15 protein-coding genes are annotated in these 17240 nt (G+C 40.4%); 5 read left to right on the top strand and 10 right to left on the bottom strand.

Annotated elements, in window-relative coordinates:
* Positions 1 to 83 precede the first annotated feature (83 nt).
* From KC820_RS06080 to KC820_RS06065, 4 genes are read right to left on the bottom strand one after another with little or no spacing between them, the layout of a single operon-like run.
* The gene (locus KC820_RS06080) at positions 84 to 1142 is read right to left on the bottom strand and encodes an ABC transporter ATP-binding protein (protein ID WP_212369254.1); all 1059 of its coding nucleotides are present in this window, start codon (positions 1140 to 1142) and stop codon (positions 84 to 86) included.
* Positions 1114 to 2145, bottom strand: a complete 1032-nt coding sequence (locus KC820_RS06075) for an ABC transporter ATP-binding protein (RefSeq protein ID WP_144088964.1) — start codon at positions 2143 to 2145, stop codon at positions 1114 to 1116. The genes KC820_RS06080 and KC820_RS06075 overlap by 29 nt, the downstream gene beginning before the upstream one ends.
* Positions 2146 to 2168: 23 nt before the next feature.
* Positions 2169 to 3089: an ABC transporter permease gene (locus tag KC820_RS06070; RefSeq protein WP_212369252.1), complete on the bottom strand. Its 921-nt coding sequence runs from the start codon at positions 3087 to 3089 to the stop codon at positions 2169 to 2171.
* Positions 3090 to 3110: 21 nt separating this feature from the next.
* A complete protein-coding gene (locus KC820_RS06065) occupies positions 3111 to 4022 on the bottom strand; it encodes an ABC transporter permease (RefSeq protein WP_377862684.1) in 912 nt (303 codons plus the stop codon).
* A 449-nt stretch (positions 4023 to 4471) separates the two neighbouring features.
* Between KC820_RS06065 and KC820_RS06060 the strand changes: the two genes are divergently transcribed.
* Both KC820_RS06060 and KC820_RS06055 read left to right on the top strand, forming a co-directional pair.
* A complete protein-coding gene (locus tag KC820_RS06060; RefSeq protein ID WP_212369249.1) occupies positions 4472 to 6265 on the top strand; it encodes a glutathione ABC transporter substrate-binding protein in 1794 nt (597 codons plus the stop codon).
* A 257-nt stretch (positions 6266 to 6522) separates the two neighbouring features.
* Positions 6523 to 9168, top strand: a complete 2646-nt coding sequence (locus KC820_RS06055; RefSeq protein WP_212369246.1) for a thermonuclease family protein — start codon at positions 6523 to 6525, stop codon at positions 9166 to 9168.
* A gap of 305 nt (positions 9169 to 9473) precedes the next feature.
* On the opposite strand, the gene KC820_RS06050 is transcribed toward KC820_RS06055, so the two are convergent.
* Both KC820_RS06050 and typA read right to left on the bottom strand, forming a co-directional pair.
* Positions 9474 to 10454, bottom strand: a complete 981-nt coding sequence (locus tag KC820_RS06050; protein WP_212369243.1) for an ATP-grasp domain-containing protein — start codon at positions 10452 to 10454, stop codon at positions 9474 to 9476.
* Positions 10455 to 10721: 267 nt separating this feature from the next.
* Positions 10722 to 12551, bottom strand: coding sequence for a translational GTPase TypA (gene typA, locus KC820_RS06045; protein WP_212369240.1), 1830 nt, complete (start codon positions 12549 to 12551; stop codon positions 10722 to 10724).
* 128 nt (positions 12552 to 12679) lie between these two features.
* Between typA and KC820_RS06040 the strand changes: the two genes are divergently transcribed.
* Entirely contained in the window at positions 12680 to 13051 is a 372-nt protein-coding gene (locus tag KC820_RS06040; protein WP_212369237.1) for a hypothetical protein, read from the top strand.
* Here KC820_RS06040 and KC820_RS06035 read toward each other — a convergent pair.
* Positions 13018 to 13464, bottom strand: coding sequence for a hypothetical protein (locus KC820_RS06035; RefSeq protein ID WP_212369234.1), 447 nt, complete (start codon positions 13462 to 13464; stop codon positions 13018 to 13020). The two genes, KC820_RS06040 and KC820_RS06035, sit on opposite strands and share 34 nt — an antisense overlap.
* A 20-nt stretch (positions 13465 to 13484) precedes the next feature.
* A complete protein-coding gene (locus KC820_RS06030) occupies positions 13485 to 13772 on the bottom strand; it encodes a HesB/YadR/YfhF family protein (RefSeq protein WP_212369231.1) in 288 nt (95 codons plus the stop codon).
* Between the two features lie 125 nt (positions 13773 to 13897).
* On the opposite strand from KC820_RS06030, the gene rarD reads away from it, so the two are divergent.
* Positions 13898 to 14797: an EamA family transporter RarD gene (gene rarD / locus KC820_RS06025; RefSeq protein ID WP_212369228.1), complete on the top strand. Its 900-nt coding sequence runs from the start codon at positions 13898 to 13900 to the stop codon at positions 14795 to 14797.
* A 166-nt stretch (positions 14798 to 14963) separates the two neighbouring features.
* Complete coding sequence (gene megL, locus KC820_RS06020) at positions 14964 to 16160, top strand: methionine gamma-lyase (protein ID WP_212369225.1); 1197 nt, start codon at positions 14964 to 14966, stop codon at positions 16158 to 16160.
* Between the two features lie 16 nt (positions 16161 to 16176).
* Here megL and KC820_RS06015 read toward each other — a convergent pair whose 3' ends face one another.
* Positions 16177 to 16440, bottom strand: a complete 264-nt coding sequence (locus KC820_RS06015; protein ID WP_212369222.1) for a hypothetical protein — start codon at positions 16438 to 16440, stop codon at positions 16177 to 16179.
* Between the two features lie 120 nt (positions 16441 to 16560).
* On the bottom strand, positions 16561 to 17196 hold the full coding sequence (locus KC820_RS13380) for a lytic transglycosylase domain-containing protein (protein WP_272874466.1): 636 nt from the start codon (positions 17194 to 17196) through the stop codon (positions 16561 to 16563).
* Between the last annotated feature and the right edge of the window lie 44 nt (positions 17197 to 17240).

The raw sequence follows: 17240 nt of genomic DNA, 5'->3' as shown, positions 1-17240 counted from the left end.
GGAATAGCAAATTTGTATGTAAGCGCTTTATTTGCCTGCTAAATAAAAGCAGAAGACCATTTGGCCTCCTGCTTGTTTTCTTATTAAACTTTCTCAGGTTCCTCGTCCAACATACGCACATTACTTGTTTCACGAGTTGGCTGGTGTTCACCAGACTCGATTAACTCCATGTAATGACAAGCGCCTTGGTGTCCTTCTGCCATATATCCTGCGCTTCTTAGCTCAGGTGTTTCTTCCTTACAACGTTCTGTCGCAAATGGACAGCGCGTATGGAAACGGCAGCCAGTGGGAGGATCGATTGGAGACGGTACATCTCCTTGTAAGAAGATCCGATCTTTATTATGATCTGGATCCGGTACTGGAATAGCGGATAATAAAGCTTTTGTATAAGGGTGTTGAGGGTTTTCAAAGATTGATTTCTTATCTCCTACCTCAACAATTTTTCCTAAGTACATGACAATGACGCGATCGGAAATATGACGTACAACGCCAAGGTCATGCGAAATGAATAAATAGGTTAGATTCATCTCTTTTTGGAACTTTTTCAATAAGTTAAGCACTTGTGCTTGAATAGATACGTCCAATGCTGAAACAGCTTCGTCACAAACGATAAGCTTTGGATCAACAGACAATGCACGGGCAATCCCAATACGTTGACGCTGACCACCTGAAAATTCGTGCGGATAGCGGTCTGCATGGTATGGCTGCAATCCGACTGTTTCCAACAATTCAGCAATTCGATCGCCTCGTTCTTCTTTCGGCACGACGTTTTGAATCGCCATTGCTTCCCTTAATGTTTCACGTACTGTTTGGCGTGGGTTTAAAGAAGCATATGGATCTTGGAAAATGATTTGCATATCTTTACGCATTTTGCGCATTTCTTTTTTATTTAAGTCCAACAAGTTAACACCATCGAATTCAACAGTGCCGTCTGTCGGATTATCCAATCGTAAAATAGCTCGACCTGTCGTTGATTTTCCACAACCGGATTCACCAACGACGCTGACTGTTTCTCCTTCATTTACAGTGAAAGATATGTCATCAACCGCTTTAACATTGTTGACAGTCCGGCCAAAAATGCCACCTTTAATTGGGAAGTACTGTTTTAAATTTTTAACCTTCAGTAGTTCTTTCTGGCTCATATACTTTCACCCCCGGATCGCCGTTCCATTCATCTGTGTAAATCCAACAGCGAATTTGTTCTCCATCTCCGACATCATCAAGAGATGGCAATTTTTCATGGCAAAGGTTTGTTGCAAACGGACAACGCGGTGCAAATCGACAGCCAACTGGCATCTCATCCGGACTAGGTACAGTCCCTTTAATTGGTGTCAATTCTTCTTGGTCTCTGTCACTACGTGGTAGAGACTTCAAAAGACCTACTGTATATGGATGACGTGGATTTTTGAATAATGTTCTAACATCTGCATACTCAACGACTTTACCACAATACATAACCGCTACATAATCACATGTTTCAGCAACTACGCCTAAGTCATGTGTAATCATGACGACAGACATGCCTAACTCATCTTGCAATTCTTTAATCAATTCAAGAATTTGCGCTTGGATTGTCACATCCAAAGCAGTTGTCGGCTCATCTGCAATCAACAAATCTGGTTTACACGCCAAAGCCATCGCAATCATGACACGTTGACGCATTCCACCAGACAGTTCGAATGGATACTGGTCCAATCGCTTCTCAGGTGAAGGAATACCAACAAGCTTCAGCATCTCAATCGCTCGTTTGCTACCTTCTTTTTTCCCTAATCCTTGGTGGATTTTATATGATTCTCGGATCTGCTGTCCGACTGTATATGTTGGGTTTAAAGAGGTCATTGGTTCCTGGAAAATCATTGAGATTTGATTTCCGCGGATTTTACGCATCTCTTTTTCACTTAAATCTAAGAGGTTCTTTCCTCTGAATTTTATCTCTCCACCTTTAATTTTCCCTGGGTGGCTAATCAACTGCAAAATAGACATCGCAGTAATACTTTTACCTGATCCGGATTCTCCTACGATACCTAGGGTTTTTCCTGCTGGTACATCAAAGGTCACTCCATCGACTGCTTTGACTTCTCCACCCTCAGTAAAGAAAGACGTCCGAAGATCTGTTACTTCAAGTATGGATTCGTTTGTACTCAATGATTCCACCTCACTTTCATTTATTAGTCCATATCAATACGCTTGTTCAATAATGTGTATGAAATATCTACGATTAAATTTACAACAACGAAAATAACCGAAATGATTAAAATACAAGCTTGCACGACTGGAAAGTCTCTCGCCATAATCGAGTCGATGACCAATCGGCCTAGACCATTAATACTAAATACCGTTTCTGTAAGTACTGTACCTGCCAACAATGTTCCGAATTGCAAACCAACGACAGTAACAACTGGAATTAATGCGTTCTTCAGTGCGTGTCTGTATATAACGATTTGCTCATGAACTCCCTTTGCTCGCGCTGTTCGAATATAGTCTTGTGAAATAACATCAAGCATACTGGAACGTGTCATTCGGGCAATTACTGCGGCACCCGCTGTTCCCAACGTAATGACCGGCAACACAACCTGCCCGGCCGATCCCCAACCGGTTGGCGGGAACCATCCTAACTGGATAGAGAACCAGTTCATTAACATAAGTCCTAGCCAGAAGTTCGGCATAGACATCCCGAACAGTGCAATAATCATAATCGTTACATCTCGCACGGAATATTGACGAACGGCAGAAACAATACCAGCAATTAATCCAATGAAAATACTTAATATCGTACTATAAATCGCCAGTTCCATCGTTATCCAAAATCTTGGTTTAATTTCCTCAAAAACTGGTGTGTTGTTTCTATAAGAATAGCCAAAATCCAATTGAGCAACATCTGTTACAAAATTTACATATTGAACTGGAAGCGGATCATTTAATCCCATGCTGACTTCGATCCGTTCAATTGTACTTTGAGATGCTGTTTCACCCGCAATAAGCTGAGCCGGATTCCCTGGTGTCAGATGCATCAATAGGAATACAAGCAATGTCACACCAAATAGTACGGGTATTAATTGAAATAAACGACGTATTATATATGTTGTCATTTTTCTTTTCGCACCCCTTTCCTAGTTCTTCAATTTCGGATCGAGAGCATCTCGTAATCCATCACCGAAAATATTAAATGCCAATACAACAATAACGATTGCCATACCCGGGAAGAACGCAATATATCCAGCATCGAAAATGTAATCTCTTCCGTCATTCAGCATAGCGCCCCATTCTGGCATCGGTGGTTGAGCACCCATCCCTAAGAACGAGAGTCCTGCTGCAGTAAGAATTGCTGAAGCAATATATAGCGTCGCGTTAACGATCACCGGAGAAGAAACGTTCGGCAAAATATGTTTAAAAATAATTCGTAAGTCTGATGAACCAAGTGCGCGAATAGCATCAACATACTCAAGCTTTTTTGCCGCCAATGTTGAGCCACGCACAATTCTTGCAAAGCCAGGGATTGCATAGATTGCTACTGCAATCGTAACGTTCACTAAGCTACCACCTAAGATACTTACAATCGCAAGTGCGAGTAAGATTCCTGGGAAAGCTAGTAAAATGTCTATGAGTCGCATGATGAAGTTATCAATGCGCCCGCCATAGTAGCCAGCAACAATTCCTAGCGGCACACCCATGATGGCACCTAAAAAGACAGAGCCGAACCCTACACCTAACGTATATTTCATCCCGTAAACGATTCTAGTGAAGATATCTCTTCCCATATGATCTGTTCCAAACCAATGTTCAGCGGATGGTCGACTAAATTTGTTAATGACGTCTACGTCACTCGGGTCCATTGATAACAGGAATGGACCGACGATTGATACAATTGATAAAAACACAATGGTATAGAAACCAATCAATGCAGCTTTATTCCTTTTTAAGCGTTTATAGAAATCTTTCCATGGAGACGGTTTCTTAACGTTCATCGCTTGCAGTTCAACTTCAGAATGATCAGTATTTTGTTCTATGTTTTGATTTGCCATTCCAGGAGCCCCCCTTTTTTCATTGTAGAGAATCGGTTTTACTATATGTGTACTCATTATCGTCTTGCCATAACACCCGGTTCATTTTCGAAATTGCGTGACATTTTAAGTAAAGAAAGTACTACTTATTATACCAATCTATGAGATTTCGTAATTAGTAGATTTCTGGAAGGAAATATAGGATGTTAAGGAAGTATATTTGAACCGTTTCTAGATTATCATAAACTCTAGACAAAATTTTGACAACATTATTTCTTATATAGAAATTATTCAGAAAAGGGATAAAAGAATAAAAATTTCTATTCTAATATAACTTAATGTGCGAAGTTTGTGGGATTTTCGATTAAATGCAACCTTGCTAATTGTGAAAAAATAATGTATGATTTTTTTAACCCTATTTTATTACATAGGGAAAAAACGAATATATTCTCAAGGGGGTAACACGCACTATGAAGTCGAAAAAACTACTTTGGCTTTTTGCGTTAATGCTAGGTCTATCTCTAGTATTAGCAGCATGTGCCGGTGATGGCGAACCTGATAGTGAAGGCGATTCAGGCGAGTCTGATAGCGGTTCTGAAGAGTCTGGTTCAGAAGAAGAATCCGGTTCTGAAGATGGTGAAGGTGAAGAAGCAGCTGGTGGAGATGGCAGCAATGATGTCATTCTAGCAGTATCTTCTGATGTTGTATCATTAGATCCACATCTTGAAAACGACGTTCCTTCCAGTAACGTTCGTGATAACATTTATGAAACTTTAGTTGAACAAGACAGCGATATGAATATCGTTGAAGGTCTTGCAACAGAGTGGGAACAAAAAGATGACACGACATGGGTATTTACACTTAGAGAAGGTGTAAAATTCCACAATGGTTCTGATTTTACTGCTGAAGACGTAAAAGCGAACCTTGAACGTGTTCTTGACCCTGCAGTTGCATCACCACGTTCTTTCCTTTATGACATGATTACAGAAGTAAATGTTCTTGGTGACTACGAGTTAGAAATCAAGACAGAATATCCTTTCGCTCCACTTCTAGCACACTTAGCTCACGATGCTGGCGGTATCATGAGTAAAGATGTTATTGACGCTGACTATGAAAATGCAATTTCTGAAGCAGGTCTAGACATCTCACTTGATGAATACTACCAAGCAAGAGCTGACGGTAGCGAAGAATATTCTAAAACAGAAGAAAATGATGAAGGCGAAGAAGTAACTACAGGTTACGTAGCAGATTTAGCTGAATACACTGGTATTCATTCTAGTCAAAATCCTGTCGGTACTGGCTACTTCAAATTAGAAGAGCGTCAGTCTGGTGAAAAAACAGTTCTATCCCGTTACGAAGACTACTGGGGTGAGCCTGCTAAGCCATCAACTGTAACGTTCAAAGTAGTTCCTGAACCATCTGCTCGTATTGCTGAATTGGAAACAGGTGAATCTCACATTGTCGACCCACTTCAGCCAACAGATGTTAGCCGTGTTGAAAGCAATGAAGATACACGCGTAAATAACCAAGCATCTACAAGCTTGTCGTACATTGGATTCAATGTTGAAAAAGAACCATTTGATGATCCAAAAGTACGTCAAGCAATTAACCTAGCAATTAATAACGAAGAAATCATCGAAGGAATTTACCAAGGTAATGGTACTCCAGCAACTGGACCATTAGCACCAGGTGTTTTCGGTTATGATGAAAGTGTTGAAGGTTTAGGTTATGAACCTGACCAAGCGAAAAAGCTTCTTGAAGAAGCTGGCTATGGTGACGGTTTCGAAACAACTCTATGGACAAACGATAACGAGCAACGTGTCGAAACTGCTCTTTACGTTCAAGATGCTTTGAAAGAATATGGTATCACTGTAGAGATCGAGGAACTTGAGTGGGGTGCTTACCTAGAAAGAACTTCAAATGGTGAGCATGACATGTTCGTTCTTGGTTGGTCCACTGTAACAGGTGACGCTGACTACGGTCTATATGCTCTATTCCATTCTTCAATGGTCGGTTCTCCAGGTAACCGTTCATTCTTAGAAAATGAAGAACTTGATAAGCTTCTAGACGAAGGTCGTCGTGAGACTGACGAACAAAAACGTGCTGAAATTTATAAAGAAGCACAAGAAAAATTAACTGAACTAGCTCCAATGCTTTACATTCACCACCAAAACTACTTGACTGGTGTTCGCGAAGAAGTTCAAAACTTCTCTGTTGATACATTGGGAATCTATCAGTTAAAAGATGTTACAATCGGTGAATAATTATTGATTATTAAAACCGGAGGAATGATTTCCTCCGGTTTTTTCTATTTTTCTTTTTCTAATTCAACTCTCAACATAAAATAGCTGAGTCCCTTTTTTTCCTAGATTACAACTTGGCATACATAATGACTTATTCCATTTCAATTTATTTATAATAGGACTAATGACACAATTTTCTTTTTCTTGTAAATTTTCATTTGTTTTTATTTGAATTGCGATATAATGAAACTGATTTTATTAAAGGAGGAGAAGTGAGCGTGAAGAAAAGAAATTCCGGTTTAATCATGTTAATCGTCTCAGTATTACTCTTTTTACTTGTTCCAGTTGCTATTCAAGCAGATAGTCATGAGGACTTGATTATCTCTGAGTATGTAGAAGGTAGCAGCTACAACAAGGCAATTGAATTGTACAATGGAACAGGAAGTACAATTGACTTATCTGAATACACAATTGTTAATTTCGCGAATGGAGCTTCCCAAGAACCTGGAGATGGAAATGCAAACGCATTATCTCTTTCGGGAACACTTAATTCAGGAGATACATTCGTCATCGCAAATGAAAGAGGTTCTGATGAGCTTTTAGCAAAGGCTGATCTAACAGGATCCTCTTATTTTTATGGCTTCAACGGTGATGATGCCATTGTTTTGTTCAAAAATTATGATGAAACAACACGACAAGGTGTAGCTATTGACCGAGTTGGCGTAGTTGGCGAAGACCCAGGCAGCTACTGGGGGAACAACGACGCCAAGACTCAGAATATGACGCTTGTCAGAGACGTTGCGGTTACGCAAGGAAACACAGATCTTACCTCCCCCTTTTCGTTTGATGAGTGGATTGCTTTTTATAGCGACACGTTTGAACACTTAGGTTCGCATAATAAAGTTGAGCCTCCGTCAAATGAAGTTCAAGAAGAGTATGAAGCAACCGTTGAACGCGTTGTCGATGGTGACACCATTAAAATTCAACAAGCGATACTCGGAACAACGACAATTCGTTTTTTAAACATAGACACCCCAGAAACTTACCACTTAGACCAATATGATTCTAATTTGATAAACGAAGACCCCACTCATTCACAAAAATATCATGGTGATCAAGCAACAAAGCAATTAGCTTCCTATATTCAACCAGGCGATAAAGTTATTTTAAAAATGGGTGCAGAACCATTAGATACTTACGGCCGTTTGCTCGCTGAAGTCGTACGTAAATCAGATGGCTTAAACACGAACAAAGAAATGGTGAGAAATGGCTATGCAGCGACTTACTTTATTTGGCCAATCGGCGATCAAACAACTTATGAGGAATACCAGCAAATCCAACGTGAAGCCATTAACCAAGGGAACAATATGTGGTCTCAAGAAAACCGACTAATGGAATTACCATTTGAGTTCCGCGCTCGCTATGATGGACGAGCATTATACCGATACCCAGGCAATTCAGACACGAAGGAATATTTCATGCCTAACGATTGGAAAAACGTTCCGATTGATAAGCGTATCTTCTTTCCGGATGAAATGTCAGCATTGAATCAAGGGTATCAACCTGCATTCGATCGTGAACCAATCATCGCCGATGCACGTGCTGCCTCAGTTGGTACGAATGTCATGATTGAAGGAACCATTACACACAAAATCAATCAATCTGGTAAAACAAATTATTACGTCCAAGATGAAACGGCTGGAATCGTCGTACGTACAGACCAATTGAATGCCAATGTCGGTGATCACATTCGTGCAGCTGGTGTAACGAATGAATATTACGGCATGCTTCAGGTAGAGGCATCAAGCGCTGAGGTAATTGGTGAAGGGACAACCGTTGAGCCTACCGTCATTACGTCTGACCAAATCGGTGAAGAACTGGAGGCACAGTTGGTTCAGTTAGAAGATGTTGAAGTCCTTAGTGTAAATCAATATAACGACTACACAGTAAAAGATGCTAGCGGAGAATTCATTATTGATAATGACGCGGGCTTCCTACAGGTCGGTGAAACGTATGACACAATCGTCGGCGTTCTCGATTATAATTTTGGTGCTTTTAAAGTAATGCCTAGAGATGAACATGATTTAACAAAAGAACTCCCGATTGCAAGCTTACAAGATGTCCGTGAGTCTGAACTCGGTTCACGTGTCCATTTTGAAGGCGTTGTGACTGCTGCTTTCACAGTCGGCGGCTCTACAAATTATTATGTTCAAGATGACAGTGCCGGTATTGTCGTACGCCTAGCTGGTTCAGACGCAGAAGTTGGAGATAAAATTCGTGTAAAAGGAAGAACAGAAGAATACTTCGGTTTACTGCAGGTTCAACCAACGCGTGCAAATACATCAATTGTTGAAAAGAATGTTGGTGTTCCAGCTCCTAAAGTCGTTACATCTAGTGATTTAGATGAATCTTTAGAAGGACAACTCGTCCAAATGAACAACGTATCTGTTGAGTCTGTTGATAACCACGCGAACTATCAAGCTAGCGATGAACATGGAGCATTTGTTATCGACTCGTATGAAGGCTTTGTCGAAACAGGAAAATCATATGAATCTGTAACTGGTGTCGTTACGTATAACTATGATGAATACAAACTGATGCCGAGAAACCTACAAGATGTAGTCGAGGCGGTTTCTTTACTAGATGGGTATGTTGCTGGCGAAGAATCCATCGCGCAAGTGACTGACTCTCTTCTCGAGTTGGCCTCTGAAAAAGATATGCAAACAGCTTTAAGTCAGCTTAAAGAAGAGTTAACTACACATATTCAAACAAACGGTAATACGGAACAGCATATCAAGTCGGCTATAAAGCATATTGAAAAAGCGATGATCAAATACCAGAATAACGGTAAAGATGCACATTATAAAAAGATTGGTCACGAAATCGAAAAGCTCTTCAAACAGATGGAAAAACAAGCATCTTAATCATTAAGAGGCTGGGACGAAACTATTTTTACTCAGAAGAAATCGAACAATAGTGCATGATCACCGCTACGGAAATATACTCCGCTTTCCACGGGGAGCTAGTGAGCCTCCTCGTGCTAGAGCACTTCGGGGTCTCACCTATGCTCTTCTTCCCGACGCTCAGGACGAGCTAGTGTCAACGTTGGCCACAGGACGTGGCCGCATTTAGTTGACCGTAGGAGTCTACGTATATTTCCTTCGCTCAATTATGCATAGTTCGGATTCAGTGAAGAGTAATTTAGTTTTGTCCCAGCCTGTTGTTATTTTTATTCAGATGAGTCGATTTTACGTAACATGACTTCTGAATACTTCATCATCCATATGCCTTCTGGGTATTGAATTCTTTCAAACGGCTGATTTTCTTTCCCGATCAAATTGTTTACGATATATTTCATGAAATTACAACCCATTTCATGTGCATGAAGATAGCCTGCTCCAAATCGCGGATTGATTTCTGAGATATAATACTTCCCATTCCATTCAAAACAATCGATATCCAACGGTCCAGTAAACCCTGCCGCTTCAACAAACGATGTAATGAGCGACAGTAACTTCTCATCGTTCACTGAAATTGATTTATCGGTTGCACCATTTACCATTTTGAACTTCTCTTTCATAAATACATCGACTAATTGACCATTGATCAAGTCTATATAGACATCAATGCCAAACTCTTTATCTTTTAGATATGGCTGGATAATCGGGTGGCCTACTTTTTCTACAGCCTCCCTTAACTGTGTTTCATTTTCTACACGCCAAACTCCTTCACTACCCTTTCCGTCAGCTGGCTTCACAATCAGTGGATAATCAAAATCTCGATCATTAAGCAACGTTAATGTTTCTTCAATCGTTGAAAATGTCGGTACCCCAGGAAATCCTAGTTGATCGATGTATTGATAGGTTTTTAATTTATCCGTACATACATCAACTAAATCTTGTTCACTCGTCGCTAACTTCACACCGATGTTATCTAAAACAGATTGGTTTTTCACGAGCTTTGGTACTTCTTCTTCAATTAGTGGAATAATGGCGTCAATCTCTTTCTGCTTACAAACTTGTATGATGGATGATATATATTCATCATCATCAACTGGCTTTAATAATACATAATCATCAGCAGCAAACAAAGCTGGTGAGTATGGGTCGGAATCACCTGCAATCACTTTTCCGCCTGTTGATTTGACAGCTTCTTTTATATATTGAGTCATTTTTACTCTTGATCCGGTTGAACAAATTAAAATGTTCATGTTGTATCACCTTCTATGGCTTTAGATTTCAACTTGTTCTATCTATGTACTCGTTTCTAGTAAAAGTTAAACCTCAACGGACAAGATGAGCGACCGTCTATTAGGACAAATGTCCCTTCCCGCTATCACTCTTTACTCAAACATTTCCTTCTCTATACTGACTATAGACTCACGTTATTTAACGGCATGATTTCATTTGCGTAAAATTTGTACTTTTTTGAACAAAAAAATCCCTTGCTTATTTAGCAAGAGATTTTTCCATTTTATTTATGCTTTTTTAGCACGTTTCTCATCACGTTCACGTTCACTCTTATTCAAGATTTTCTTACGAAGTCGTACCGATTCTGGAGTGACTTCACAATACTCATCTTCATTTAGAAACTGAATAGCTTCTTCTAATGTTAATGTTCGTGTACTACGAATATTTACCGTATTATCTTTGTTCGCGGAACGAACGTTTGTGAGTGCTTTTTCTTTTGTAATGTTAACCGTCAAATCATTTTCACGGTTATGTTCGCCTACAATCATACCCTCATAAACTTCGGTTCCTGGCTCGACAAAAATCGTACCACGATCTTCCAAAGCTAAGATACTGTAGTTCGTCACTTTTCCACGTTCTTGTGCAACGAGGACACCTGAACGTCTTCCACCTACGCGTCCGGAAATGAATGGCGCATACTCATCAAAGGAATGGTTAATGATTCCATAACCATGCGTTTGTGTCATGAATTCAGTGGAATATCCAATTAACCCACGGGATGGTACGTTAAACTCTAAACGAACTTGCCCATTTCCTTGGTTTTCCATATTGCGCATTTCGCCTTTACGCTCACCTAACGACTCCATAACCGCTCCGGTATATTCTTCCGGCACATCGATTTGGACACGTTCCATCGGCTCACATTTCACACCATCAATTTCTTTAATGATAACTTCAGGCTTGGAAATTTGAAGTTCGTACCCTTCACGTCGCATATTCTCAATTAAAATTGACAAATGCAATTCTCCACGTCCGGAAACCTTCCATGCATCAGGTGAATCTGTCGGCTCCACTCGTAAGCTGACGTCCGTTTCTAACTGTGTCAAAAGACGCTCTTCAATTTTACGAGAAGTGACTTTCTTGCCTTCTTTTCCGACAAATGGACTGTTGTTTACAACAAAGGTCATCTGCAATGTCGGCTCATCAATACGTGGAACAGGAAGTGGGTCATGGTGATTTTGGTCACAGACTGTTTCCCCAACGTTAAGATCTTCTACACCTGCGATTGCAACGATGTCACCTGCTTGTGCTTCTTGAATCTCTGTACGCTTCAAACCGAGAAAACCAAATAATTTGGTGACACGGAAGTTTTTCACTGTGTCGTCTTTTTTAATTAATGAAACGCTGTCGCCTACTTTAATTCGGCCTCGGAAAATTCGTCCAATACCAATTCGCCCGACATAATCATTGTAATCAAGTAACGTAATCTGGTACTGAAGTGGTCCGTCTACATCTTGTTTCGGTGCAGGAATATGGTCCATAATCGTTTCAAATACAGGGTCCATTGTCTCTTGCTGTTCTTCCGCTTCGGTTCCAGATGTACCTTGTAAGGCTGAAGCATAAACAACCGGGAATTCCAATTGTTCATCGTCTGCACCCAGCTCAATGAATAGATCAAGAACTTCATCAACGACTTCGTCTGGACGAGCGTTCGGTCGATCTATTTTATTCAATACGACAACTGGTTGAAGCTTTTGCTCCAATGCTTTCTTTAACACAAAGCGCGTCTGTGGCATACAGCCTTCGTAAGCATCGACCACAAGAAGCACCCCATCAACCATTTTCATGATCCGTTCGACCTCGCCACCAAAATCGGCGTGTCCAGGTGTATCCATAATGTTGATTCGAGTATCTTTATAATTAATAGCTGTATTTTTAGCTAAAATTGTAATTCCACGCTCTTTTTCAATGTCATCGGAGTCCATGGCACGTTCATCAATGTGCTCATGTTCTTTAAATGTTCCTGAGTAGTGTAGTAACTGGTCAACTAACGTCGTCTTTCCGTGATCGACGTGTGCGATAATTGCGATATTGCGGATATCTTTTGAGACTTGCATATCATTCCTCCTAGTTCTTTTCAACTTTTCTATTTTACCACAATATGTGGTGATTACCTAATAATCAAAATTATTTTTTTATGTGAATGACAAATCTATTTAAAGTGTTTTCCTGTTGACACTCTTATATGCTTATTTTCCACACTCTGAAGCTTTTAACACGTATCAATTTTGAATGGCAATTTAACGCACAAAAAAAACCGCCGATTGACGGGTGGTTGGACTCGTTTGTCGAGCGGTTCAACGCATTTGTCGAGCGGTTGGACTCATTCGTTGAGCGGTTCGGCGCGTTTGTCGAGCGGTTGGACTCATTTCGTCGAGCGGTTCGGCGCGTTTGTCGAGCGGTTGGACGCGTTCGTCGAGCGGCTGCAACCGTTTGTTGGGCGGCTCCACGTTACTATCGGGGCGGATGGATAAGTTATTGCACAGCCGCCAGATGTCCGCCAAAATCATTATTCTCTCATCTTTATGACTCCTTCATTTCCGTCAGTAACGGATAGACGGATTCAACGCCTTCCTCGGCAATTTGGCAGGCAATCCCTAATGGTGTTTCCCAAAATGAATCTGGAATGATTGGGTTTTTAAGTGCTGCTGGTTGAAATAGCGATTGATATACTCGTTGCAGATGTTTTCTAGTCACTTGACGTTCAATTTCCATCTCACCACGTGCAATTAAAAACAAATAGCGCATCGATTGAAAAATATTGTCGCCTGGCATAAACGTAAATTCTTTAAAGAGATACAATTGTCTCTCCGCTTTCTCAGAGATTGCTTGATTGATTGCCAAGTCATCCAGTCGTTCATACAGTTGGCGATGGAGCATTTTAAATACACGGCGTTTTTCTTGCTGCATTATTTGATCGTCATACAATTCTTTCAAGAAATCGAACGCTTCTTCCCTTGTCCACTCCACCTTTTAGACCTCCTCACTTATCAGTCATCTTTCTTTTCAAATTTAACTTCATCATTTTCCACGACTACTTCTAAATCATTTCCGTCGAAAAACCAAGCATCTTTTTCATCCACTTGAAAAGTGATCTCTTTCTTTTCAACGATTGTTTCCGGTGTCGGTGCCGTTTCTAACCCCATACCGACTGAGAACCCTTGTTGAAACGCACTGTCTCCTCCGTATTTTGGAAAAAACCTGACTTGATCTCCTGCTTCTAAGTCCATTTCTTCTATTAACCAATCAACTGCTTCATCGGTGATATAAATTTGCATGGGTTAGCCTCCTTCAATATATTCAGTGTATCGAATGTTCCCTCTAGTAACAACAAAATAACGTGTTGAAAAATTCAATCAATTGATTTACGATTGCTTTAAATCGATAAAGTGAGGACAGTTAAATGAATGAAGAAAGAATAGGCATCCTATATGGATTTTCTGCATATTTGCTTTGGGGATTCCTTCCACTCTATTGGAAGCTAGTTGAATCCGTACCTGCATGGGAAGTTTTAGCTCACCGAGTCATCTGGTCGTTTGTCTTTATGCTTTGCTTCATTCTGTTTATCCGACGGTGGCAGCTCTTCAAGGAAGAATCCAAGTATGTTTTTTCCTATTGGAAAAGATGGCTTGGCATTTTAGTTGCTTCCATTCTAATTAGTTTAAATTGGGTAACCTATATCTGGGCTGTCAACGCTGGGCATGTTTTAGATGCGAGTCTTGGCTATTATATCAATCCACTGTTCAATGTCGTCTTAGGTATTCTTTTTTTACAAGAAAAATTATCACCTTTACAATGGATAGCCGTTTTCTCTGCCTTCATCGGCGTTAGCTTCATGACGGTTCATTTTGGTTCGGTTCCGTGGGTGGCAATCGTTCTAGCGATGACTTTCGGATTGTATGGGTTTTTGAAAAAGGTCGCTGACTTGAATCCGATATTTGCGTTAGGAATTGAAACGATGTTCATCACTCCTATTGCTCTCATTTATCTTTCCGTTATCGAATGGAATGGCGCGGGATCGTTTTCTTTCGATTTAATAGGACTCTTTTTATTTGGAACGGGTGCCATCACGGCAATTCCACTATTATTGTTCGCCCAAGGAGCGAAACGAATTCCTCTTTCGTTAATCGGCTTTTTGCAATACCTTGCCCCAACGATCATGTTACTGATCGGTGTGTTCTTACTCAATGAAACCTTTACATATGTTCACGCTGTAACGTTTCTATTCATTTGGGTCGGCTTAATTCTTTACACGTATGAAAGATATCGGGGAAAGCGCCAACAAAGAGCCTTAACGACATAACTAAATATGAAAACCTTTGAGGCGGTTGTGAATGCATCCCCTTCTTCATTTTCCCTATTTAAAGATTACTTACACTAACCCTGCCGAACACTATTTTTATAAACACAAGAAAGCGCTTACAAAAATATGTTATACTATACAAAAAGGGTACGAGGAGGAGTTTTTCATGAAACGAAAATTTGAAACAGAAGTCATCCATCACGGTTATGATTCAAAAGATTTTCTTGGCAGTTTATCCGCTCCTATTTTTCAGACATCAACGTATACATTCGAGTCCGCTGAACAAGGAGAGCGTCGATTTGCGGGTGAGGAAGAAGGCTATATTTATTCACGGCTTGGAAACCCGACAGTTAACATATTAGAAGAGAAAATGGCTGTATTAGAAAACGGTGAAGCAGCTTTGGCTTTTTCATCAGGAATGGCTGCCGTTTCTTCAGTATTAGTCAAGCTGACGAAAGCAAATGACCACATTCTATGCTCTAAAGGGATATACGGTTGTACATTTGGCTTGTTAGATTTGATGAATGAAAAATACCAAATTCGTTCGGACTTTATTTCCATGGAATCCGAAGAAGAAATCGAAGTAGCCATCCAACCAAATACAACGTGCATTTATATCGAAACACCAATTAATCCGACGATGAAAATCATTGATTTAGAAATGGTTGCCCGTGTCGCTGAAAAGTATGAAATTCCTGTAGTCGTTGATAATACGTTCTCATCACCTTATTTACAGCGACCACTAGATTTAGGGTGTGACATTGTCATTCATAGTGCAACGAAATATATTTGTGGTCATGGCGATGTGATTGCTGGAATTGTTGTCGGTAACAAGGACTTCATTAGTGATGTTGCAATGACGACGCAAAAAGATATCGGCGGAGTCATTTCACCTTTCGATTCTTGGTTATTATTAAGAGGATTGAAAACCTTGCCGCTTCGTATGGATCGCCATTCTTCCAACGCTGAAAAGGTTGTCGAAAAGCTAAAGGAACATCCAAAAGTGAAAAAAGTATTCTATCCATTTGATTCAGATAATCCCGATTACCACATCGCTAAAAAACAAATGAGTCAAGGTGCCGGCGTCATTTCTTTCGAGATTGAGGGCGATAAAGCAGAGGCACAGGCATTGTTGAATCGGTTGACCTTTATGAAAATTGCCGTCAGCTTAGGTGATGCTGAAACGATTATTCAACACCCGGCAACGATGACACACGCAGTCATTCCGGAAGAAGAACGATTGAAAATGGGTATTAGTAATTCGTTGATTCGGATGTCTTGCGGCCTAGAAAATTGGGAGGATATTTGGGAAGATCTACAAGCAAGCTTGAACCTTGTTGGCGAACACGCCCATTCTTCATAAATAAATCATTGAGGACTCATAGCGAATCTATGGGTCCTTTTTTAAATAATTTCGAGTCAATCTTTAGTAGCGCTTCAGTGTTATTTCGCGTGACTTCAGTGTTTATTTGCTGAGCTTCAGTGTTCATTTGCGCGGCTTCAGTGTTCATTTGCGCGGCTTCAGTGTTCATTTGCGATACTTCAGTGTTTATTCGTACGGCTTCAGTCTTCATTTGCGATGCTTCAATGTTGATTTGCGGAGCTTCTACATTAATTTGCAATGCTTCAACATTAATTTGCAAACCTTCAACATTAGTTCACAATGCTTCAACATTAATTCACAATGCTTCAACATTAATTCACAATGCTTCAACGTTTAAGAGAAATCCAACAAAAAACGTTCGCAACTACGCGAACGTGTCCTATCCTAATATTTTCTTGATGTATTTCTGTGTTTCTTCAAAAGGTGGGACGCCGTTATGGCGGTCAACATTTCCTGGACCTGCATTATAGGCAGCTAGGGCGAGTGTGACATTGCCATCATAACGATTCAGCATATCCTTTAAATATTTGACCCCACCTTCTATGTTCTGTTTCGGGTCAAATAAATCTGTAACGCCTAAGCCTTTTGCGGTGGCAGGCATCAGTTGCATTAGGCCGGACGCTCCGGCATAGCTGACTGCGTTCGGGTTAAAGTTAGACTCTGCTTGGATGACACGCTTAATCAATGAGATGTCGACATTGAACTTATCTGCTGCTTGTTGGATCAACTCATCGAAGCTGCTCGTTTTTTGATCGCCTTCATTCATCGTTGGAATGGGTGTCGTCTGATGTGTATACGGTAGTTGACCAACTGCGAATCCTGGTTGTTGAGGACTCGGCTGATTTAAGTAAAGCGATTGGTTGTTACTCGGTTGCATATATGTAGAAAAAAGTTGTTGGAATAATTGGCCGGTTGACGTGTGATTCCCCGATTGATTGACCGAAGAAAAATGATTCGTTCTTGAAGTTGCTTGACGATAATTCATCATCATTTCGAATAGTCGAGACTCTAGCATGGTCTTCACTACCTTTAACTAATTAATACATTCATCATACCACA

It is taken from the genome of Allobacillus saliphilus (assembly GCF_018138385.1).
In the GTDB taxonomy this organism is placed as follows: domain Bacteria; phylum Bacillota; class Bacilli; order Bacillales; family Alkalibacillaceae; genus Allobacillus; species Allobacillus saliphilus.
The sequence above is the reverse complement of the archived record's forward strand: the minus strand, read 5'-3'. Positions and strand labels throughout refer to the sequence as shown.

Excerpts from the sequence above, each read along its gene's own strand:
- KC820_RS06050 (WP_212369243.1), bottom strand. The coding sequence starts at position 10,454 with ATGAACATTTTAATTTGTTCAACCGGATCAAGAGTAAAAATGACTCAA.
- KC820_RS06065 (WP_377862684.1), bottom strand. The coding sequence starts at position 4,022 with ATGGCAAATCAAAACATAGAACAAAATACTGATCATTCTGAAGTTGAA.
- KC820_RS06080 (WP_212369254.1), bottom strand. The coding sequence starts at position 1,142 with ATGAGCCAGAAAGAACTACTGAAGGTTAAAAATTTAAAACAGTACTTC.
- megL (WP_212369225.1), top strand. The coding sequence starts at position 14,964 with ATGAAACGAAAATTTGAAACAGAAGTCATCCATCACGGTTATGATTCA.
- KC820_RS13380 (WP_272874466.1), bottom strand. The coding sequence starts at position 17,196 with ATGCTAGAGTCTCGACTATTCGAAATGATGATGAATTATCGTCAAGCA.
- rarD (WP_212369228.1), top strand. The coding sequence starts at position 13,898 with ATGAATGAAGAAAGAATAGGCATCCTATATGGATTTTCTGCATATTTG.
- KC820_RS06060 (WP_212369249.1), top strand. The coding sequence starts at position 4,472 with ATGAAGTCGAAAAAACTACTTTGGCTTTTTGCGTTAATGCTAGGTCTA.
- typA (WP_212369240.1), bottom strand. The coding sequence starts at position 12,551 with ATGCAAGTCTCAAAAGATATCCGCAATATCGCAATTATCGCACACGTC.
- KC820_RS06070 (WP_212369252.1), bottom strand. The coding sequence starts at position 3,089 with ATGACAACATATATAATACGTCGTTTATTTCAATTAATACCCGTACTA.
- KC820_RS06040 (WP_212369237.1), top strand. The coding sequence starts at position 12,680 with ATGCTTATTTTCCACACTCTGAAGCTTTTAACACGTATCAATTTTGAA.
- KC820_RS06030 (WP_212369231.1), bottom strand. The coding sequence starts at position 13,772 with ATGCAAATTTATATCACCGATGAAGCAGTTGATTGGTTAATAGAAGAA.